Source organism: Trichlorobacter sp., assembly GCF_030247655.1.
Classification (GTDB): Bacteria; Desulfobacterota; Desulfuromonadia; order Geobacterales; family Pseudopelobacteraceae; genus Trichlorobacter.
Genome location: NZ_JAOTRZ010000045.1, coordinates 1 through 19,538 on the forward strand (window position 1 = coordinate 1; position 19,538 = coordinate 19,538).

The window sequence follows — 19,538 nt, forward strand, 5'->3', positions numbered from 1 at the left end:
GGTTTGACTATAGCGTACAAATTGGGTAATTCAAATAGAAACTATGTTATGACGAGGTGGTTGAATGACAGCCAGAAGACATGCAGGTGTATTGCTTCATCCAACATCAATTCCAGGAGCGGATGGAATCGGCACCCTTGGAGATGAACTTGTCAATTTTCTTGATTTTCTTGCCCAGGCAAAATTTTCGCTCTGGCAAGTTCTGCCACTAACTCCCCCTGCTGCCGGAAATTCCCCCTACTCAGCCTACTCAGCCTTTGCCGGAAACCATCTGTTGATTGATCTGCACCAGCTGGTTAATGAAGGTGATCTCTTACCACAGGCAATCCAGAACAACTTCCCCCGTGACCACGTTGATTTTGACCAGGTAATTCCCTGGAAAGAGTCCCTGCTGCGTGATGCTGCCGAGAACTTTTTCAGCCAGGGCCAAACGCCGCGTCTGCAGGAGTTCTGGCAGTTTTGTGACACCACCTACTGGCTGCATGACTATGCCCTGTTTAAAGCCTTGAAACAGCACTACCACAACAAACCCTGGCACCGTTGGCCCAAAGAGCTGATGCTACGTATGCCTGCAGCACTTCAGCAGGCTTCAGTGAAATTTGGCGCGGAGATCGGCGTACAGAAATATCTGCAATGGCAGTTTTACCGTCAATGGAAGCAGACCAAACATGCAGCAGCAGAACGTGGCATTGCCATTATCGGTGACCTGCCGATCTTTGTTGCCCATGATTCAGCGGATGTCTGGTGTAATCAGGGCCTGTTTCTTTTGGATGACAAGGGCAAGCCAACTGTTGTTGCTGGTGTGCCACCGGATTATTTCAGCGCCACCGGCCAGTTATGGGGAAATCCACTCTACGATTGGGAGGCGATGGCCCAGCAGGGTTATGGCTGGTGGATCGCCCGGTTCCGCCAGATGTTTGAACTGTTTGATCAGGTAAGGATCGATCATTTCCGTGGTTTTGAAGCTGCCTGGCATGTGCCGGCAACCGCCAAAACTGCTGCCCACGGCAGGTGGGTGCCTGGTCCGGGAGCCGTTTTTTTTGATGCAGTGAAGGCATCGCTTGGTACGCTGTCATTTATTGCTGAAGACCTGGGGGTTATCACACCGGAGGTTGAGGCACTGCGGGACCGTTATAACCTGCCTGGCATGAAGATTCTGCAGTTTGCCTTTGATTCAGATGCTGCCAACCCGTACCTGCCCCATAATCACCTGCCAAACAGCGTGGTTTACACCGGCACCCATGACAATGACACCACCAAAGGCTGGTTTACTACCCTGCCTGCCAAAACCACCAACCGCATGTATGACTATCTTGGCCTTGCCGGCACAGAACCGGTTCAGGATCTGATCAAGGTGGCGCTGATGTCAGTTGCACAAACAGCCATTATACCGATGCAGGATTTATTGGAACTACCAACGGAAGCACGCATGAACCAGCCAGGAATTGCACTGGGCAACTGGAGCTGGCGCTATCAACCAGCTCAGCTAAAACAGGGATTAGCTGAGCACTACGCCCGACTGCTAAAGCGGTATGGCCGAGGGTAGCGAGCTAATATCAAATAATTAGCAGATTTTATCTGCTTCAGCCAATTGATCAAGCAACTTGGAAAGCTGCCGAACCTCATCACGGACAAGTTTTCTATCCTGATATACAGCAGCTGCGTAGATTACAGCAAACTGTTGCACCTGTTCATCGTTAGTTGCAATTGCAATCTCAAACAGGCCTTTATTTTCAGTTACAAGCGTTTCCCCGAACCTCTTTTTCAGCACCTGCCTGAAACGCCTGAGCAGTTGCTCCTCCTGATTACAACAGAACCTGTGCAGACGTAGCGTGCGTAATAAAAACAGCAGCAGCAGGCCAGAAACGACTAGCAGCGCCCACCTCCAGCGTGATTTTATTGCCTGCTCCAAGGTCTGCAATTTACTGCCTGCACTGCGCAGTTGACTGACTTGACGTTCAAAATCATAACTAACAACACTGCGATTCCAACGATAGTCCAGGGTATCAGCCAGCAATCTCAATCGTGCAGCCAGGCTCAGTTTTTGTTTAATATTCCAGACTGCCCCGGCATTTGTTGCAAAACGGCTCGGGTCGGTCCGCACCCAGCCTTTGCCTGCAATATATGCTTCTACCCAGACATGGGCAGCATCCTGCCTGACCAGATAGTAACCTCCAATCTGATTATATTCTCCGCCAAGATACCCCCCGACAAGCCGTGCCGGCACGCCGGCAGTACGCAGCAGCAAGGCCAGAGATGAAGCAAAAAACTCACAATGCCCCTGCTTTGAGACAAACAAGAATTGATGGATAGCATCTTTGCCCGTTGGCAGCCCTTCCCGACTATAGCGGTAACCGCCATTCAGAAAATGCTGTTCAGCCAGTTCAAGCCGTTCTTGATCTGTTTTCCCTGTTTTTTTAATCTGCTCTGCCAATTGCCGTATCTGTGGCGACAACTCTGCAGGTAGACGCAGGTAAAAATTAAGATTGATCATTTTACTGGTACGGAGCAGACCACCTGTACCTGATCTGACCTTATACCCTACCCGCTTGCCAAGACCCCTTGGATAGTCAAAAACGGCATCAGGTGAGACCCGTACAGACGGTAATGCAACCTCTGCAGCAGCATCAAGGCCAATCAGAATTTTGGATGCCGATGGTTCTGGATAAATGATCTGGGAGACCTGTTTTCCTGCAGGAACACTGGTTTCACTGGGCACTGATGGATTACGACTCCAACGACTGTTCTGAATAGTATTGAATACAGTACCACGCCAGTACGGAGGGGTTGTCTGTTGCTCCATTTCTGCCCTAAATGCCAAAGCCGCTGATTCGGCCATACTTGCTACAGCTCCTGGCTCCACCTTGTCGCTCATGCCGGTTGAACCGGAAGTCGGTTGATTTAAAAACGTCCAGAGCGGGAAGGCGGTTCTCGGCAGGATCGGAAACAGTATAGCCATGGCAGGCAGAGTGAGCAACGTCATGAGCAGCGCAGACAGGGCCACTCGGCGCACCTCCTTGCGGGTGAACGTTAGAGCACCGTCTTGGGCATGAAACGTCAACAGGACCAGAGAAACAGGAACAAGTAGCAGCAGTAGAGCCAGCCAGACAAGAAACGAGGGACTCAGATCAAAGAGCGATCTGGAGGCAAGACAGAAAAGGGCCAGCAGATTGACCTGCATCAGGTTGCGGATACTTTTCTCACCAGCCAAGCGCGCAGCAAGCATGATTACCAGCACACTCACCACCGGATGGATCGGGTTACTGCTGCTGTACTGCAGGGTATACCAGATAAAAACAGGTACCAAGATCAGGTTAAACTGCCAGTTTTTCAGGTGCCAACGGCCCTTAAACTCTTGCAGGATGCCAATTAGCAGCCCTGCGGCAAACACCAGACGTGGAGATAACTCAAGCCAGGCAAAAATCGGGATAACACCTGCAATGGCAATGGCAAAGCAAAGGATGGTAACCAGTCTGCTAGAGGTGACCATAGAGAGCCAATTCTGTCAACAGACAAGCGCCGTGACGACGACCTGTAGCTGGCTGGATAATCCGGTCGTTAAGACTCAGACCCACCGGCTGTACCATAACCCGCTGTGTTACCAGCCAGGCAGCATGTGATAACTTCTCTTCATCATCAACTCCCGGCAATGCTTCAGGCTTGATTATCAAAGGAGGCGCAGACTGACGGCCAAACTCCTTGACCAGCAGATCATCGCTACGGGCTGAAAGCTTCCAGTGAATCGCGCGTAGTGGCTCTGTCCCGGAATAATCCCTGATACTCTCCAACTCACCATCCAGACCGCGGCTTCGGTACACCCTGCTTCCATATTTTTTAGAATCTTCAACATCTCTGTCCAGACCGACCGGAACAGGGCGAGGATAGACAATGCACGACAGATCAAGCTGGAAACTCCAGAAGCGAGTGAAAAAATTTACCGGGAAGGGAGAGCTGACCCGGATCAGCCCCACAGAATGCCTGCCACGCTCAGGAAAAGTAAGTTCAATAGTGGTTTCAAGATGCTGACCTGCCCCGATAAATGGAACCATAACCTTACCGCCAGGCAGTTCAATCTGCAGCAGAAATGAAGGGATACGCTGTTTATCGTTATGCAACAACAGCTTAAAACGTCCGGGACTACCAGCAAACAGCTCTTCAGGTGGTAACAGCAGAGGAATAATACCCTTGATATTGATCATTCCGGCATAGCCGGTAACAACCATAAAACCAAGCATCCCCGCAACCACCAAAAACAGGAGATTATTGCCGGTATTAACGGCAGAGAACCCGAGCAGAATGGTGATAACGATATAGAGGGCTCCGGCCTTGCTGATCCTTAGACCAAAGGAAGCGGTATGCTGCTTATGATCTCCCGTAGCAGTTCTCCTCTGTCAGTTGTCTGCCCTGCCCTTATTACCAGGCGGTGGGCACAGACCGCACTGGCAATGCCTTTAACATCATCAGGCGCTACATAGCTACGACCAGCCAAAAATGCCGCTGCACGGGAAGCCTGAGCCAGACTTATGGCGGCCCTGGTAGAAAGCCCGATCTGAATCAATGGATGGTTACGGGTGGCCTTGACCAGGGCATGGATATACCCGATAACCTTGTCGGACAGATAGATATCCTGAGAGACCGTCCGGCGGGCGGGCAGAATCTCGCTGACTGATACCAGTGGCGCTATCCCGGCTATCCGCTCTCTGATACCACCAGTAGAAATTATCGAACGCTCAAGCTCCTCAGGTGGATACCCGATGCCGGTGCAGATTAAAAAGCGGTCAAGCTGCGACTCAGGCAAAAGAAACGTGCCACTCTGGTCAGAAGGGTTCTGTGTGGCAAAAACCATAAACGGATCAGGAAGCTGATGGGTAGTACCTTCAACGGTTACCCGGCGTTCCTCCATCGCCTCCAGCATGGCACTCTGGGTACGGGGCATGGCACGGTTGATCTCGTCCAGAAGCACAATATTGTTGAAAATTGGGCCTGGGATAAAGCTGAAATTCCCTTCACTCCGATTGAACACTGACAGCCCTGTGATATCGGCTGGCAGGAGATCACTGGTGCATTGCACCCTGCCAAAGGAAAGACCGGTGGCCCCGGCAAGGGCAAGGGCGATGGTTGTCTTGCCCAGACCAGGCAGATCTTCAATCAGGATATGACCACCGGAAAGCATGGCGATCACCGCAAGACGCACCACCTCGTCTTTACCCTGAAGATGATGGCTACACAACGTATTAACCAGCACAGAAACGGGTTTAACAGTAGGAGAAATATCCACAGTATCCTCAACTATCCAAGTATGTACCCTGCAAAAATATAAACAGTGTACCTCAAACGAAAACAGGGACTCAACCAATTTGGTTAAGTCCCTGTTTTATATGGTCGGTGCGAAAGGATTCGAACCTTCGACCCCTAGACCCCCAGTCTAGTGCGCTACCAGGCTGCGCTACGCACCGAAATCATATTCCTGATTTCGTTTTGTACATCCAACCACCCCTCCTAAAACGAGCGAAGAGTTTTTCTATCTAGCATAAGCCTCTATCTGTCGTCAATCTATTATCAGTGACTATTCCTCTTTAGTGGACAGTTGCAGTTCGCCACTAAGCCATGCCTGTTTAAAAATTCCAACCAACTGCGGATCAAATTGTTGCCCAGAACAACGCTCAAGTTCTGCAAAAGCAGCATCAATACCGAGTGCCTTTCGATAAGGACGATCTGACGTCATGGCATCAAAGGCATCAGCCACAGCAATGATTCTAGCGTGTAACGGGATATCTTCTGCCTGGCGCTTATGGGGGTAACCGGTCCCGTCATATTGCTCGTGGTGATACAAAACCCCCGGCACCACCCGTGCTAGCTGGGGTAGGTGCTCAATAATATCCACACCGGCTTCAGGGTGGCGACTCATCTCCCTGAATTCTTCTTCATTCAGACGCCCCGGCTTACGCAGAACCTGATCAGAAACACCGATCTTACCAATATCATGCATAATTGCAGCCAGACGCAGAGTATCCATCTCATCCTGAGGCAACCCCAGGTGACTGGCAATTAAAACCGAATACTCATGCACCCGCCTGGTATGACCACCGGTATAGGGATCTCGCTGTTCCAAAGCCTCGGCCAGGGCGGTGGTAACACCCAGAAAAGTCAAGCGCATCTCTTGATACATGGAGGCATTTTCAATGGCAATGGCAACCTGATCTGCCAGGGCCTGTACCAGTTCCAGGTCATCATCAGTAAAATTACCAGACTGTTTATTCAGCACTTGCAACACACCCCACACCTTTTCCTTGGTTGCCACTGGCGCCACAATCATATTTCTGGTTTCATAGCCAGTAAACCGGTCAACATCCGCTGCAAAACGATGATCCGAATTCACGTCATCCACAATCACCGCACCACCTTTGCGAGCCACCCAACCGGCAATCCCCTCCCCGGGCCTTAACCGAACCTCTTTCAGACACTGCCCCTTCACACCGCTTGCCGCCTCAAAATACAGTTCGCCGGTTTCATCATCCAACAGCAGTAAACTGGCTGCATCAGCACCCACACAGCGAGGCACCGCCTCTACCGCCAGACGTCTCACCTCAGCAGGATCAAGCGATGAATTCACCAAAGAAGCAAGCTCCATTAACGAGCGTAGAGAGGTCGCGGTTAATGATTCTGTTTTTTGACTGATTGGAGCCATGGACCTGTACCTTTTAAAATCAACCATGATAGTGTACGTATTCATTTCTACCATTATCACTCAACGTGTCAAGCTGAGAACCGGGAACAGGAGCTTATACGAATGACCACACACTCAGAGTATTTCCACCAGATCATGACCATTATGCGACGGCTGCGTGCACCGGGCGGATGTCCGTGGGATGCGGAACAGACCCATGAAAGCCTGAAGCGATACCTGCTTGAAGAATCCTATGAGGTATTGGAAGCAATTGACAACGGCTCTGATGAGCTGTTGAAGGAAGAACTTGGAGACCTGTTGCTGCAACCTGTCTTCCATGCTGCCATTGCAGAAGAGCGTGGTGCCTTTACCATGGACGACGTATTGGCAACCCTGGCTGACAAACTGATCCGTCGCCACCCCCACGTCTTTGGTGATCAGGAGATTAAAGACAGTGAAGCCCAGATCGCAAACTGGGAAAAGATCAAAAAAGAGGAAAAAGGTGATGAGCGTCGCTCAGCCCTGTCCGGTATCCCCCCTCACCTGCCAGCGCTTATGAAGGCCCATAAAATATCTGAAAAGGCATCCAGGGTTGGTTTTGACTGGGAACATGTGGACCAGGTCATGGCCAAGGTCATTGAAGAACTGCACGAATTTGAAGAGGCCATGGAACAGGGGCGTCAGGACCGTATGGAAGCCGAGCTTGGCGACCTGTTGTTTGCCATTGTTAACCTGGGACGCTTCCTTTCGCTGGACCCGGAAGAAGCGCTTCGCAAGACCATTGCACGCTTCCAGAACCGGTTCAGTCATATTGAAGATCGCCTGCATGCCACCGGACGTCACCTTCAGGATGCAAGCCTCGATGAGATGGAAGCATTATGGGCTGAAGCAAAAACAAGGGAGAATGCACAGTGAACCACTTGCAATAGCCGACTGTATGGAAGGATTTCAGCAGGTTGAATCCTTATCCACACAAACTGTGGAAAAACTGTGGATAGTATTGTGGATGAAACAGAAAAGTAATATTCTTACAAGCAATTTTTGCCAATTGCCTATTTTTTAATCATTATATTTTAATTGTGATTACAACCACTTAAGCCGTCTACAGAGTCAGCATGTCGATATTTCAACGTTTTTTTGTGTCAAGAGAAATAAAGCAGTTTTTTCTAAAAAAATGCTGTTCATAACTGTCAAAAATCAGACTTTTTTGAATGCCCTGAAATCAACACCTTCCAGAGACAATAAATTTTCTTTCATCAAAATACCACCTGCACCGCTGAACCCGGTCAAGGCTCCATTTGATGCCACTACCCGATGACAGGGAATTATAACAGGAACAGGATTGGCACCCAAGGCACCACCAACCGCGCGAGCAGCGTGAGGAGATCCAACTTCTTTCGCAAGTTGACCATAGGTACTGACACTGCCGTATGGAATATTTATGGTTAGTTGCAACACCTGCTGCCGGAATGGCGTAAGCAGCGAAATATCAACAGGCAGATCAAACCGTTGCAAACAGCCCTGAAAGTACTGCTCCAACTGTTTAGCCGCCTTTTTAGCAAGTTCAGAGTCACCAGTGGCTATCCTGTCAATATCAGACAGATCATCACCCGGCAACCAGACACGGCAGACTCCCTGTTCAGTTACAGCCACTGCACCAGGTCCCAGATTTGTCACATAGCGCACAACATGACAGACAGACATGACAGGCTACCTCCGCAGCTTTTTTTTCACCAACCCCAGAAATTCGCTGGCCTCTTCTGAACGGAACAGTCGACTGAATAGCCCATATGTCAGCAATGCAGAAAGCACCACACCGCTTAATCCTGCCGCCTTAAGCAGCTTATGCCCAGATAAAGACCAGTCAAGCAGCCCAGTCATCCACCAGGCAACCAACCCCATTGGCAAAGACGCAGCAACTGCTGACAGAGCAGTGCGCAGCATCCTTCTGCCACCCAACAGACCCGTTTTTCGACGTAGCAGCCAGAACAGTAGGAGCATGTTACCTAAGGCAGATAGAGACGATGCAAGGGCCAGCCCACCATGCTTAAGTGGTCCCATAAGCCAGAGACTGAAACCAAGATTCAGCACAAAAGATATAAATGCAGTAATAACTGGAGTTTTAGTGTCTTTAAGGGCATAGAAAGCCGGCGCCAGCACCCGCACCAGAGCTACGCAGGAAAGGCCAGCCGAGTAATAGACCAAGGCGCGCGCCGATTGCTGTGCCATGCTGTAATCAAACTGCCCCCCCATGAACAACATTGTCATTAAAGGCACTGCACAGACTGCAAGCCCAACAAGTGCCGGAATGGTCACAAACAGGGTCAGCCGCACTCCGTAGTTAAGTGAATCCTTCATGGCCTCAAGATCACCTTCGGCGGCCTGACGACTCATGGCAGGCAGTACAGCCTGAGCAATCGATACAGTAAAGACGCCCTGAGGGAATTCAAACAGGCGCTGAGCATAGTACAAATAGGAGACCGAACCTTGCGGCAGCAGGGAAGCCAGAATATTTCCAACCGTAATATTAAGATAATAGACCCCAACACCTAACGTGGCAGGCAACATCAGCAGCGCTATCTTCCTGACTTTCTTATCATTAAGCCCGAATTGCGGACGGATTGGAAAGCCTTTGCTCCAGAGCACCGGCAGCTGCAATAGCAGTTGAATCAGTCCCCCCAGCAGTACCCCCACTGCCAGGGCAGTGATCGGGTACTGAAAAAAAGGACGCAACAGCAAGGCAGCCAGGATCATGGCAATATTCAGGAATACCGTTGAAATGGCCGGGGTAAAAAAGTGACGCACCGTATTAAGAATCCCCATACACAGTGCCACCAGCGAGATAAAAAAGAGATAGGGAAACATGACCCGGTTCAGCAGCACGGTCAGCTCAAACTTGCCCGGTACCGCCATAAAACCAGGAAACATCAGCTTGATAATCAGAGGAGAAAACAGGATTCCCAGCAGCGTAATCAATGAAACCACGATGGTCAGCAGAGTGAAGCAGAGATTTGCCAGTTCCCGCGCCCTTTCCTCCCCCTCCTGCACCAAAGTTTCTGAAAATGTTGGCACAAAGGCCGCAGTCAGGGCCCCTTCGGCAAAGAAGCGACGCAACATATTGGGAATCTGAAAGGCAGCAAAAAAGGCATCGGTTACCATGCCGGCACCAAACAGGCGTGCCACCACGACATCCCGCACCATTCCCATCACACGGGACAGTATGGTAGCACTACCCAATATTCCGGCAGCCTTCAGAATACCCTTCTTTTCAGACATATGACCTGTTTCCTCTCACAACACTCTACTGGATGATCTTATTTTCAGCGGCCTGCGGTCTCAGTGGCAGTATAGGCTGCATAATGCAGATCGGTGGTCTGCTTATACCCCTTATAGATATATGCGGCTATCAGATTAAGCAACGGGTCGGTTACACCGTTAAGAAAGGCATAGCTGGTATTATCCTGCAGATGATGCTGGGCATGGTGCCGCTTTGAAAGCAGAATACCGAAAGTAGCAAGTAGTCGTGAAACAGTGGAAGTGGAACTGTGACACAGATAGTGGGATACCTCGGCAACAGATGACAGAATACCCACATAAACCAGAACAAACAGGACCAACGAAGGGGGCCTGAAAAAAACAGCTGACAGGCAGACAAATGTAAGATACCCAACCAGCCAGACCTTTGATCCGGTTTCCGTAAAATAGACTGCCAGCAGATTGCGTTTTTTGTACTGGGGGGTTTTGTGGTGCAGGTGAAAATTGGCAATCAACGGCCCTGCAAGAGACTCATACCGGTCATTATTGTCCATGAACATATGCACCAATCCGTTAATGAAATCAGTGACCAGAAATGCCGCCAGAATGGCCAGTATCTGCCAAACAGCACCGATGGAGTAGCGCCAAACATGGAACAGCAGACAGCACTGCAGAGACAGATTGGCAACGGCCACCAGGATACTGAACACCTGATACCGCTGTAAACTGGTATAGCGCTGCATGGCTGCGTTAAACTGCTGCTGTTTGCAAGAAATCTGAGACATCAGTTTGTGTCCTACAGACGCCTGGCCTAACGCCTGCGCTTTTGCTCCAGCTCCAGATCAAGATTTTTAAGCTTTTCCATGTTGAGCCGAAGTTCCTTGTTTTCCCGACTGAGGTAAAGATTAAGATCTCGCAGTGTTTTGGTCTCGCGCTGTTTCTCAAAAAGTTTTTGGGTTGACGAAAGATAACTGGTTAATGCAGCAGACTGGTGGGTCCAGATGCTGTCAGGATATTCTTTTGCCAGCCGGGTCAACAGACTGTAGCCCTCCTGTCCCCCTTTTTCACCCCCGTCTCGCAACCTCAGCAAGGCAAGCCTGAAAAGCGCATCATCCGTCACCCCAGGCAGTCCGGGAGCCACAACAACCTGCTCCAGCAGTTCCCGCGCCCCCTGTTCATTACCCTGGCGCAAAAGCTGTAAGGCACCGGCAAACTGCCGTTCATGGGAAGGCACGGAAACATCAGAATCGGTATGGTGTTGGTTAAACAGCATACAGCCGCTACAAAGTTGCAAAACACAGATGGTCAGTATCCATCTACCCCAGGACAGTCCCATCATCTGCCCCCCTTCTGACTATACAGTAGTTACTCCCTGTCTCCTTCTTGACCTGATCCTTCAGTTGGGCAGCAGCTGTAGCAATCTCGGCAGCGCTGCCACAACTGCCGGGAGTGCAGACCAGCGCAGAGATTGAAATGGAAATCAAGGGAAAGACCCGCTGCACGCCGTAACGATCAATCCCTTCAATGGCCCCTTTAAGCCGGTCTTCAGCCGAATAAAAATCAGGTATCAGTGCGTCAATGGCATGAATGATGGCCTGGCACGCCGCTTCAGCCTCGCCGGCAGAGATAATGACCACAAAATCATCGCCTCCGATATGCCCGACAAAGGCCTGAGGCTCTTGCAGTCCATGCACGGCATCGTAGATCACCCTGCCCGCTTCTCTGATCAGATCACTGGCCTTGATATACCCATAGCGGTCATTGTACGACTTGAAATTATCCAGGTCCAGATAGCAGACTGCAAAAGGTATCGTACCGGCCAGACGCTGATGTATGGCTCGTTCAATGGCAATATTGCCCGGCAAGCGGGTAAGCGGACTGGCATCCAGACTGATCTGTTCCAGCTCCTTCAACCGCAGTGCCATGCGTCTGAAATCCTTGGCCAGGGTACCGATTTCATCACCCGGCGGAATCTCCGGATCGTAATCAAACTCCCCTTCAGCAATACGATGGGTGGCCTTCTGTAGCTTGCCGATTGATCGTGCAAAGGAGAAGATCAGCAAAACAGCAATCAGCGATGAAAGTACAACACCGACCGCTGCGAGAGAAATTGAACGTCTGACGGTCCTGGTCTCCTGTTCGTCAGTTATTTTAAGCTTGTACACCAGGCTTTCCTGCTGTTCATCCCGGATCTCAGCAATGATTTTCTCTATACGCTCTGCAGATTGTTTCATTGCAGGGACAACTGCAGTATTGCCTGCAAAGATCTTCTGGGCGGCCTGATGATAGACCCGGTAGGTGGTCTCCAACTCCCTCAGTTTGTTTCCCTGGTAAATATGCTTGAATGAAAACAGTGTGTTATTGAACTGCTGCTCATTCCTATCAAAAACATCCCTGAAAACCGGCTCCTTGAGAATCAGATATTTGCCCAGTGCGCGCTCCTGAGCAAGAATTGCATCACGAAGACCTATGGTCATGGTAACGGCAGCCAAATCTTTACGGGCAAACTCCTCCTCCACGCGATGCATGGCATCAAGACCTGCCAAGGCATAAACAAGAGCAGCTGTCAGACAAACACCACTTACAGCAAAACTCAAAATCATTTTTTGAACCAAAGTCAAGCGAAAGCTCAGCATCAGGTCGTAGTTCCTTTAGCTTTCATCATGCACGCCATCAATACCCAATAACGACTGTGCCTCACTGCTGGGCAGGGCCTGTACATTCTTCAACTTGCGCTCCATCTGGCGGGTACGGGTGGCAGCTGCTTCGATATGGTTACCGGCCTCCTGCAGTTTTTTGCTGGTCTTGTCCAGCATCTCGCCAAACTTGCCAAATTCAGTCCGTACAGCACCCAGCAGATTCCAGACCTCAGCCGAGCGTTTTTCAATGGCCAGGGTACGAAACCCCATCTGCAGAGAGTTAAGCAGAGCAGCAAGAGTGGTAGGACCGGCCACCAGCACCTTTAAATCACGCTGCAGGGCATCAGCAAGACTGGGGCGACGCAGAACTTCGGCATACAGTCCTTCGGTGGGCAGGAACATGATCCCGAAATCAGTAGTTTGGGGTGGATCAAGGTATTTATCACGTATATCGGTTGCAGCCAGACGGATAGCCCGCTCCAGCAGTTTGCCTGCCTCCTCTGCTGCTACTGCATCAGCACGCTCCTGAGCCTCAACCAGACGCAGATAATCTTCCTGGGGAAATTTGGCATCCAGCGGCAGATGGACAACACTCCCCTCTGTGCCGTCACGCCCCGGCAGACGCAGGGCAAATTCAACCCGTTGGCCACTGCCTTTGCGGGTCTCCACATTGGCAGCATACTGGCCCGGAGCCAGCACCTGCTCCAGCAGAGCCCCAAGTTGTACCTCGCCAAAGGTGCCCCGGGTCTTGACGTTGGTCAGCACCCGCTTCAGGTCCCCTACCCCGTTGGCCAAGGTCTGCATCTCGCCCAATCCTTTTTGAACCTGCTCCAGGCGATCACTTACCAGCTTGAATGATTCACCCAGCCGTTTCTCAAGGGTATCATGCAGCTTTTCATCAACCGTAACCCGCATCTGTTCCAGCTGTTTAGCATTATCCTCCTGGATAGCTTGCAGCCTGGTCTGCAGGGTTTCCCGCAGTTTTTCCATCCGGCTGTCATTGGTGCTAGTCAGGTTCTTCAGTTGATCAGCAAAGATATCCAACTGGCTCTTCTGTAAGCCTGCCAGTTCGCTCATCCGCTTCAGCAGGCCGTCCCCCAGGGTCTGCATTGCACCAATGCTTTCCTCCCGTCCTTGACGTCCAAGGGTCTGGGCCTCTTCCCGTCCCCGGGCCAACTCTTCGCGCAGGGTACGCTCATTACGTTCAAGCATCCGCTCAAGTGAGGCAAGGCGGGGTTCCAGGCTTTCTCCACCCATGCGGGAGACCTTTACCAGCAGGATTATGGTGATGATCAGCAGGGTAATAATCAGGGCAGGCAACAACAGTTCAGGCATGACAGCTGGTTCCTTATGGTTCTATGATAGTTATAAGGTTATACCAGAGCAGATAGAGGGGTAACAAGCGGAAACCAGTATGGTTCTGACAGGAACTAGCTCAGTTACCAGATAGCTCGGCCTGAACCATGGCAAGCAGGGCTGGCATGGCTGCCGCAACCTCTGGCGTCAGCTCTGTATCCATCTCAAGACAGGCTGGCTGTACGCCGATCAGCACAATCTCATCCGGCAGCTGGTCCATCAAGCGGGCCACGGCCAAGAGATCTTTCATTCCCATCTGATGGGGTGAGAGCTTGGTTTCAAGGGCCATTGGCACGTCATCACCTGCCAGACGCACACAGGTTCCCGGTGCCTTGCCGATCTCAACGGCATCCACAATAATCAGGCGCTGCACCCCTTCAAGGTGAGGCAGCAGATCCAGTCCCAAAGTACCGCCATCGAGCAACGTTACGCCTTCCGGCAGACCAGCAGCTTGCTGCAACTGCTCAATCACCTTGGGGCCAATGCCATCATCAGACATGATGGTATTGCCCAGACCAAGCACCAATGTGTGTGACATACCTCACTCCTCCAAAATGAAACGGGGTGGTCACCCACCCCGTTTCAACCGTTCTATTTTTTGCTCTTCCATGGAAAGAAATCCCAGAGTCGGCTTTTACAGACCGCATAGGGACTGGTGGTGAACTTGTAACCACTGAACATACTGGATATTTCCCCGCCCTTTTCTTTGATATCCATCAACCAGGCACTATACACATGGTTGATCACAAAACCGAAAATAAGATACATGACCAGGTGATGATACAGGTGCATTGTCTGGGTGGTCATAAGTACATAGACCGGCTTCAGCAGGCTGTGCATGGTTCCACCAGGGGCATGTTCGGCATACATGGCAAAACCGGTCAGGATCATAAACCAGTACAGACAGAATACACCGAAGTAGGCAGTAGCGGCCATGGGATTGTGCCCGGTGGTCTCAGGTGGATGCTTGCTGCGGAAGGTGTAATAGTCAAACACCTCTTTCATCTCTGCCCGCCCGGCTGCTCCCATAAACGGAAAATACTCCCGCCAGCCTGCATAGCAGTTGCCAGTAAAGGTCCAGATCATGCGTGTTATAACACTGACCAGAAAGGCATAAGCAAATACAAAGTGGATAAAGCGGATCCAGCCCATCAGATAGGCATCGGTCGAACTGCCAATAAAGACGGGATTACCGATCAATACACCTGTGGCAGCCAGCACCACAATCGAAAGCACATTAACCCAGTGACACCAGCGTACCGGCAGCTCCCAGATATACTGTTTAAACTTCTTATCACTCATGGCAGCCCCCTTTCCTAGGAGGTTATTGAAAACGTTATGAGGAAGCACGGCTACAAGGCGTAGGTCGCGCAGCGACTGAGACATAACGTATAGTTAGACGAAAGAGCGAGCACCGCGCAACGCAGTAGACGGGCTCCGCAGTAGTTTTTAACAGCCTCCTAGGAGACCTTGACCCGCACCAGTTCATTGCCGGTGGCATCAGTAACATGCACGGCGCAGGCCAGGCAGGGGTCAAAGGAGTGGATGGTGCGCAGGATCTCCAGTGGCTGATCAGGCTTGGCAACCGGTGTACCCACCAAAGCAGATTCATAGGGGCCACGCTGCCCTTTAGCATCCCGTGGAGAGGCGTTCCAGGTTGAGGGCACCACAGCCTGATAGTTGTAAATCTTCTGATCCTTGATCTTGATCCAGTGTCCTAACGCGCCACGGGGTGCTTCATGCCAGCCGTAGCCTGAAGCCTCGGCAGGCCATGTCTTGGGATCCCACATCTCATTGGCATGAATCCGATAATCACCTTTACCAATATTGGCAATCAACGCATCCAGCCAGACCGGTGTCTGACGGGCAATCAGCAGGGCATCGATTCCCCGTGCTGCGGTACGCCCCAGGGTAGAGAACAGGGCTGCCGGTCCAACTCCCAGCTTGCCCAGCACCAGATCAACTGCTGCCTTACTTTCTTTGTGTCCCGCCACGTAGGCCACCAAAATACGGGCCAAGGGGCCAACCTCCATAGGGGCTTCATCATAGCGGGGTGCCTTGACCCAGGAATATTTCTTATCCGTATCAAGGAACTCATAGGGTGGTTTTGGCCCGGTATACTTGGCTTCTGACTCACCTTTCCAGGGATGCAACCCCTTGCCTTGGCCATCCTGATATTCATACCAGGAATGATCAACGTACTCTGTCACTTTTTGCTGATCCAGCGGCAGCACCTTGGAGATATCCTTGTTCATGATAGCCCCTGGCGGGAACCAGAGGTTACCACTGATTGGATCAGGGAATTCACCATAGGAAAGGAAGTTACCCACGCCGCCACCAATGGCTGCCCAATCCTTGTAGAACGAGGCAATGGCCAACAGATCCGGGATGTAGACCTTTTCAACAAAATCCTGGGCCTTGGCCAAAAGACGCTTGATGGTGATCAGCTTGTCAGCATTCAAGGCGTTCTGGGAATCTGGATCAACCGGGATCGACATCCCCCCCACCAGGAAGGTCTGCGGATGGGGGTTCTTGCTGCCCAGAATGGCGTGAATCTTGATGACCTCTTTCTGCCACTCTAACGCCTCAAGGTAATGGGCTGTTGCCATCAGGTTGGCCTCAGGCGGCAGTTTGTAGGCAGGGTGCCCCCAGTAGGCATTGGCAAAGGGACCCAAGCGCCCGGTACCCACAAAGGCCTTCAGCTTCTCTTGCACCGCCTTGAAATGGGTGGCCGAGTTGTTGGGCCAATCAGATATGGAAGCAGCCAGACTGGCGGTCTTTACCGGATCAGCCTTGAGTGCCGAGGTGATATCCACCCAATCCAGGGCATGCAGGTGATAGAAATGAATCACATGATCCTGTACCCCCTGAATGCCGATGATAATATTTCGGATCAGCTGGGCATTGGGCGGGATCTTAATCTTGAGCGCATCCTCAACTGCCCGGATAGATGCGATGGAATGCACAGTGGTACAGACCCCGCAGAAACGCTGGGTCCAGTACCAGGCATCGCGGGGATCACGGCCTTTCAGGATCTTCTCAATACCGCGGAACATGGTACTGGAACTCCAGGCATCCTTGATCTTACCGTCTTCGATCTCGGCCTCGATGCGCAGATGCCCCTCTATTCTGGTAATCGGATCAACGACTATCTTGGCCATATGCTATTCCTCCCCGTCTTTCTGGTTCTCGGAAGCACCATCCTTGTCCTTGCGTAGAGCATTCATGGCACCATGGATGGCAAAAGCACCACCAACACCGGCTGCAAAGGCAAGCCCGATCTTGTCGGCATTTTGTTCAATACCAAAGCCAGGTACATTGGGCAGACGGCGATAGAGTGGAGAAGTATCCCAGAACTGAGGTTCGGAACAGCCAACACAGCCATGACCGGCAGCAACCGGCCAGCTGACTTTCTCGTTAAAACGCTGGGTGGGACAGTTATGGAAGGTAGCCGGGCCTTTGCAGCCCATCTTGTAGAGGCAGTGCCCCTTGCGGTGGGCATCATCACCCCAATGCTCAACATACTGACCGGCATCAAAGTGGGGACGACGTTCACAGTTGTCATGGATCCGCTTGCCGTAGGCAAACAGGGGACGACCATGGCTGTCAAGACTGGGTAGCTTACCAAAGGTGAGAAAATGAACTACTACAGCGGTCAGGTTATCGGCATTACACGGGCAGCCAGGCAGGTTTATCACGGTTGCACCGGGCACCGCCTCTTTGACCCCAACGGCACCGGTGGGATTGGGAGCAGCAGCAGCAATGCCGCCATAGCTGGCACAGGTGCCCACCGCAATGGTGGCTGCAGCAGAACCGCAGACCTGTCTGGCCCGGGCCAGGTGTGACTTGCCACCAACACAGCCATAAGCCCCCCCCTCTTTCATCGGGATGGAACCTTCTACCACGCAGAGATACTTACCCTGAAACTCCTTAACCGTCTTTTCAAGGTTGGCCTCAGCCTGATGACCGGCTGCCGCCATGATGGTTTCATGGTAATCAACGGAAAGGATATCAAGTACCAATTCCCCAACCGTTGGGTTGGCTGAACGCAACAGCGCTTCGGTATCACCGCAGCAATCCTGAAATTCAAGCCAGACCAGAGGGGGACGTTGTACTTTGTCCAAGGCCTGAGCAACCTTGGGTGCCATGGTGGCAGGTAATGCCATAGCAGCAGTGACAGTAGAACAGAATTTCAGAAAATCACGCCGCGAGACTCCCCGTTCTTCAAGCATCCTGGCAACTGAGAAACCTTCCTTTTTTTGCTTCTCTTTTCCCTCTCTGTCCATGGGCACCCCCTCTGGTTGGTACGTCCTGCATTAACAGTATATAAGTAACGGCCACCTCGTGATGTCAACAATGAGTAAAAACAATGTTTCTATTATATCGCTCAATACATTTTATGCAAGCAACAACATAAATAAACATCATTCACAAAGCCCAAACAGATCGCATATGCCCCTAATATAGATATATGAGATTTTTAGCATAAATTTGACGTTCTTAGCGGTTTATGTATACTCAGATCCCATGCAGAGCACGAGACAGCATATTTTTTTCTTGGCAATGGTTTGCAGCTTGCTGATTTCTATCGCAACAGCTGCCTATTGTTATAACATTTCAGCGCATTACAACGATTTTTCAAAAGTTACTGCATTAATTGAAAAAGACCTCCTTGAAGAAAAGCAACAGATCCATTCCGATGAGCTCTGTACAGAATTTATTTTTGAGCCGCTTCTCCAAGCACCTCATCTCCCTTTGCTCAATACATATTTCATCCAACCAGAAAATCGAGCACTCACGCTACCAACTGTTTTTTTTGATATTTTCGTCCCCCCACAGAATAACCAAAGCCTTATTTTATACCTTTAAGCGCCTGTAAAGCTAACCACACACTCTTCATGTCAATTCGACCTGAAGAAACATACCGAAAGGAGCTATCATGAGCATCCGTAACAGAATTGCCGTAAGCTTTGCCACGCTTTTTGCTGTAACCATGCTGGCCGGTTGTGAAACCGGACCAGAGGTTAAAAGCGAAGCACCAGCACCTCAAACTGTAGCAACAGCACCGAAACAGGAAGTAAAAAAACCAGCAGGCCCGGTAATGCCCAAAGGAGTTACCGTCATCAGTACTGAAGCCCTGAAGGCACTGGTAGACAAAGGATCAGAAGCAGGCAACTACCTGTTATTTGACAGCCGACCAGCTGGACGTTTCAACGCCGCAACCATCCCGACATCACAGCATCTGACAGATGCTGAAATGGAGAAGCTTAACAAAGAAGGCAAGGTTGCATCACGTCTAGGAGATGACAAGAACAAACTGGCCATATTCTGGTGCGGAGGCCCCACCTGACCGTTCTCCATCAAAGCTGCCGGTCTGGCAGCAAAAAATGGCTACACCAATGTAAAGGTATATTCAGGTGGTGACCCTGCCTGGGCAAAAGCGGAACTGCCTTTTGTATCTTCTCCTAAGCATGTGAAAGACGCCAACATCCTGTTACTTGATCTGCGGTCAGCTGACAAGTTTGCTGCCGCACATATCCCCCGCGCATTGAGCCTGCCCACTGCAAATCTGGATAAATATCAGGAAGCAAACTGGCCATCATTTAAAGGCGCGCCAATTG

The 19,538-nt window shown here is 51.0% G+C and carries 19 protein-coding genes and 1 tRNA gene; 5 read left to right on the forward strand and 15 right to left on the reverse strand.

The window, feature by feature from the left end; all coding sequences use genetic code 11:
* Positions 1–64 precede the first annotated feature (64 nt).
* The gene (malQ, locus tag OEL57_RS06115) at positions 65–1,546 is read left to right on the forward strand and encodes a 4-alpha-glucanotransferase (RefSeq protein WP_300738583.1); all 1,482 of its coding nucleotides are present in this window, start codon (positions 65–67) and stop codon (positions 1,544–1,546) included.
* Between the two features lie 18 nt (positions 1,547–1,564).
* Here the strand turns inward: malQ and OEL57_RS06120 are convergent, their stop codons facing one another.
* The 5 genes from OEL57_RS06120 to OEL57_RS06140 form a co-directional block, all read right to left on the reverse strand.
* Positions 1,565–3,490: a DUF3488 and transglutaminase-like domain-containing protein gene (locus tag OEL57_RS06120; RefSeq protein ID WP_300738584.1), complete on the reverse strand. Its 1,926-nt coding sequence runs from the start codon at positions 3,488–3,490 to the stop codon at positions 1,565–1,567.
* The gene (locus tag OEL57_RS06125; protein ID WP_300738586.1) at positions 3,477–4,235 is read right to left on the reverse strand and encodes a DUF58 domain-containing protein; all 759 of its coding nucleotides are present in this window, start codon (positions 4,233–4,235) and stop codon (positions 3,477–3,479) included. Before OEL57_RS06125 ends, OEL57_RS06120 begins: the two co-directional genes overlap by 14 nt.
* 101 nt (positions 4,236–4,336) lie before the next feature.
* Positions 4,337–5,278, reverse strand: coding sequence for an AAA family ATPase (locus OEL57_RS06130; protein ID WP_300738587.1), 942 nt, complete (start codon positions 5,276–5,278; stop codon positions 4,337–4,339).
* Between the two features lie 101 nt (positions 5,279–5,379).
* A tRNA-Pro gene (locus OEL57_RS06135) sits at positions 5,380–5,456 on the reverse strand.
* Between the two features lie 110 nt (positions 5,457–5,566).
* Entirely contained in the window at positions 5,567–6,688 is a 1,122-nt protein-coding gene (locus tag OEL57_RS06140) for a GAF and HD-GYP domain-containing protein (RefSeq protein WP_300738588.1), read from the reverse strand.
* Positions 6,689–6,790: 102 nt separating this feature from the next.
* Here OEL57_RS06140 and mazG point away from each other — a divergent pair, with 102 nt between their 5' ends.
* Entirely contained in the window at positions 6,791–7,582 is a 792-nt protein-coding gene (gene mazG / locus OEL57_RS06145; RefSeq protein ID WP_300738589.1) for a nucleoside triphosphate pyrophosphohydrolase, read from the forward strand.
* Between the two features lie 282 nt (positions 7,583–7,864).
* Here mazG and OEL57_RS06150 read toward each other — a convergent pair whose 3' ends face one another.
* The 10 genes from OEL57_RS06150 to OEL57_RS06195 all read right to left on the reverse strand — a co-directional run bounded on the left by OEL57_RS06150 (position 7,865) and on the right by OEL57_RS06195 (position 18,203).
* The gene (locus OEL57_RS06150; protein ID WP_300738590.1) at positions 7,865–8,371 is read right to left on the reverse strand and encodes a methylated-DNA--[protein]-cysteine S-methyltransferase; all 507 of its coding nucleotides are present in this window, start codon (positions 8,369–8,371) and stop codon (positions 7,865–7,867) included.
* A gap of 6 nt (positions 8,372–8,377) precedes the next feature.
* Positions 8,378–9,943 carry a murein biosynthesis integral membrane protein MurJ gene (gene murJ, locus OEL57_RS06155; protein ID WP_300738591.1) on the reverse strand — a complete coding sequence of 522 codons (1,566 nt, stop codon included), beginning with the start codon at positions 9,941–9,943 and terminating at the stop codon, positions 8,378–8,380.
* A 44-nt stretch (positions 9,944–9,987) separates the two neighbouring features.
* Positions 9,988–10,707 carry a fatty acid desaturase CarF family protein gene (locus OEL57_RS06160; protein WP_300738593.1) on the reverse strand — a complete coding sequence of 240 codons (720 nt, stop codon included), beginning with the start codon at positions 10,705–10,707 and terminating at the stop codon, positions 9,988–9,990.
* A gap of 26 nt (positions 10,708–10,733) precedes the next feature.
* Positions 10,734–11,261 carry a tetratricopeptide repeat protein gene (locus tag OEL57_RS06165; RefSeq protein ID WP_300738596.1) on the reverse strand — a complete coding sequence of 176 codons (528 nt, stop codon included), beginning with the start codon at positions 11,259–11,261 and terminating at the stop codon, positions 10,734–10,736.
* Positions 11,239–12,450, reverse strand: coding sequence for a GGDEF domain-containing protein (locus OEL57_RS06170; RefSeq protein WP_300738598.1), 1,212 nt, complete (start codon positions 12,448–12,450; stop codon positions 11,239–11,241). The genes OEL57_RS06165 and OEL57_RS06170 overlap by 23 nt, the downstream gene beginning before the upstream one ends.
* 123 nt (positions 12,451–12,573) lie before the next feature.
* Entirely contained in the window at positions 12,574–13,896 is a 1,323-nt protein-coding gene (rmuC, locus tag OEL57_RS06175) for a DNA recombination protein RmuC (protein WP_300738600.1), read from the reverse strand.
* Positions 13,897–13,996: 100 nt separating this feature from the next.
* Complete coding sequence (locus tag OEL57_RS06180; protein ID WP_300738602.1) at positions 13,997–14,455, reverse strand: HyaD/HybD family hydrogenase maturation endopeptidase; 459 nt, start codon at positions 14,453–14,455, stop codon at positions 13,997–13,999.
* A 53-nt stretch (positions 14,456–14,508) separates the two neighbouring features.
* Positions 14,509–15,219 (reverse strand): Ni/Fe-hydrogenase, b-type cytochrome subunit, encoded by a 711-nt coding sequence (cybH, locus tag OEL57_RS06185; RefSeq protein WP_300738604.1) that lies wholly within the window; start codon positions 15,217–15,219, stop codon positions 14,509–14,511.
* Between the two features lie 158 nt (positions 15,220–15,377).
* Positions 15,378–17,078 carry a nickel-dependent hydrogenase large subunit gene (locus OEL57_RS06190; protein ID WP_300738606.1) on the reverse strand — a complete coding sequence of 567 codons (1,701 nt, stop codon included), beginning with the start codon at positions 17,076–17,078 and terminating at the stop codon, positions 15,378–15,380.
* Positions 17,079–17,081: 3 nt separating this feature from the next.
* Entirely contained in the window at positions 17,082–18,203 is a 1,122-nt protein-coding gene (locus tag OEL57_RS06195; RefSeq protein WP_300738608.1) for a hydrogenase small subunit, read from the reverse strand.
* A 289-nt stretch (positions 18,204–18,492) separates the two neighbouring features.
* On the opposite strand from OEL57_RS06195, the gene OEL57_RS06200 reads away from it, so the two are divergent.
* The 3 genes from OEL57_RS06200 to OEL57_RS17050 form a co-directional block, all read left to right on the forward strand.
* On the forward strand, positions 18,493–18,786 hold the full coding sequence (locus OEL57_RS06200; RefSeq protein WP_300738610.1) for a hypothetical protein: 294 nt from the start codon (positions 18,493–18,495) through the stop codon (positions 18,784–18,786).
* A gap of 70 nt (positions 18,787–18,856) precedes the next feature.
* Positions 18,857–19,267, forward strand: coding sequence for a rhodanese-like domain-containing protein (locus tag OEL57_RS06205; RefSeq protein ID WP_300738612.1), 411 nt, complete (start codon positions 18,857–18,859; stop codon positions 19,265–19,267).
* 123 nt (positions 19,268–19,390) lie between these two features.
* Positions 19,391–19,538: rhodanese-like domain-containing protein (locus OEL57_RS17050; RefSeq protein ID WP_414718504.1), on the forward strand; the 148-nt coding region annotated here is incomplete at its 3' end.

Bases quoted from the DNA above. Each gene is read 5' to 3' on its own strand.
- malQ (WP_300738583.1), top strand. From the start codon at position 65: ATGACAGCCAGAAGACATGCAGGTGTATTGCTTCATCCAACATCAATT.
- OEL57_RS06120 (WP_300738584.1), bottom strand. From the start codon at position 3,490: ATGGTCACCTCTAGCAGACTGGTTACCATCCTTTGCTTTGCCATTGCC.
- OEL57_RS06125 (WP_300738586.1), bottom strand. From the start codon at position 4,235: ATGCTTGGTTTTATGGTTGTTACCGGCTATGCCGGAATGATCAATATC.
- OEL57_RS06140 (WP_300738588.1), bottom strand. From the start codon at position 6,688: ATGGCTCCAATCAGTCAAAAAACAGAATCATTAACCGCGACCTCTCTA.
- mazG (WP_300738589.1), top strand. From the start codon at position 6,791: ATGACCACACACTCAGAGTATTTCCACCAGATCATGACCATTATGCGA.
- OEL57_RS06150 (WP_300738590.1), bottom strand. From the start codon at position 8,371: ATGTCTGTCTGTCATGTTGTGCGCTATGTGACAAATCTGGGACCTGGT.
- murJ (WP_300738591.1), bottom strand. From the start codon at position 9,943: ATGTCTGAAAAGAAGGGTATTCTGAAGGCTGCCGGAATATTGGGTAGT.
- OEL57_RS06160 (WP_300738593.1), bottom strand. From the start codon at position 10,707: ATGTCTCAGATTTCTTGCAAACAGCAGCAGTTTAACGCAGCCATGCAG.
- OEL57_RS06165 (WP_300738596.1), bottom strand. From the start codon at position 11,261: ATGATGGGACTGTCCTGGGGTAGATGGATACTGACCATCTGTGTTTTG.
- OEL57_RS06170 (WP_300738598.1), bottom strand. From the start codon at position 12,450: ATGCATCGCGTGGAGGAGGAGTTTGCCCGTAAAGATTTGGCTGCCGTT.
- rmuC (WP_300738600.1), bottom strand. From the start codon at position 13,896: ATGCCTGAACTGTTGTTGCCTGCCCTGATTATTACCCTGCTGATCATC.
- OEL57_RS06180 (WP_300738602.1), bottom strand. From the start codon at position 14,455: ATGTCACACACATTGGTGCTTGGTCTGGGCAATACCATCATGTCTGAT.
- cybH (WP_300738604.1), bottom strand. From the start codon at position 15,219: ATGAGTGATAAGAAGTTTAAACAGTATATCTGGGAGCTGCCGGTACGC.
- OEL57_RS06190 (WP_300738606.1), bottom strand. From the start codon at position 17,078: ATGGCCAAGATAGTCGTTGATCCGATTACCAGAATAGAGGGGCATCTG.
- OEL57_RS06195 (WP_300738608.1), bottom strand. From the start codon at position 18,203: ATGGACAGAGAGGGAAAAGAGAAGCAAAAAAAGGAAGGTTTCTCAGTT.
- OEL57_RS06205 (WP_300738612.1), top strand. From the start codon at position 18,857: ATGAGCATCCGTAACAGAATTGCCGTAAGCTTTGCCACGCTTTTTGCT.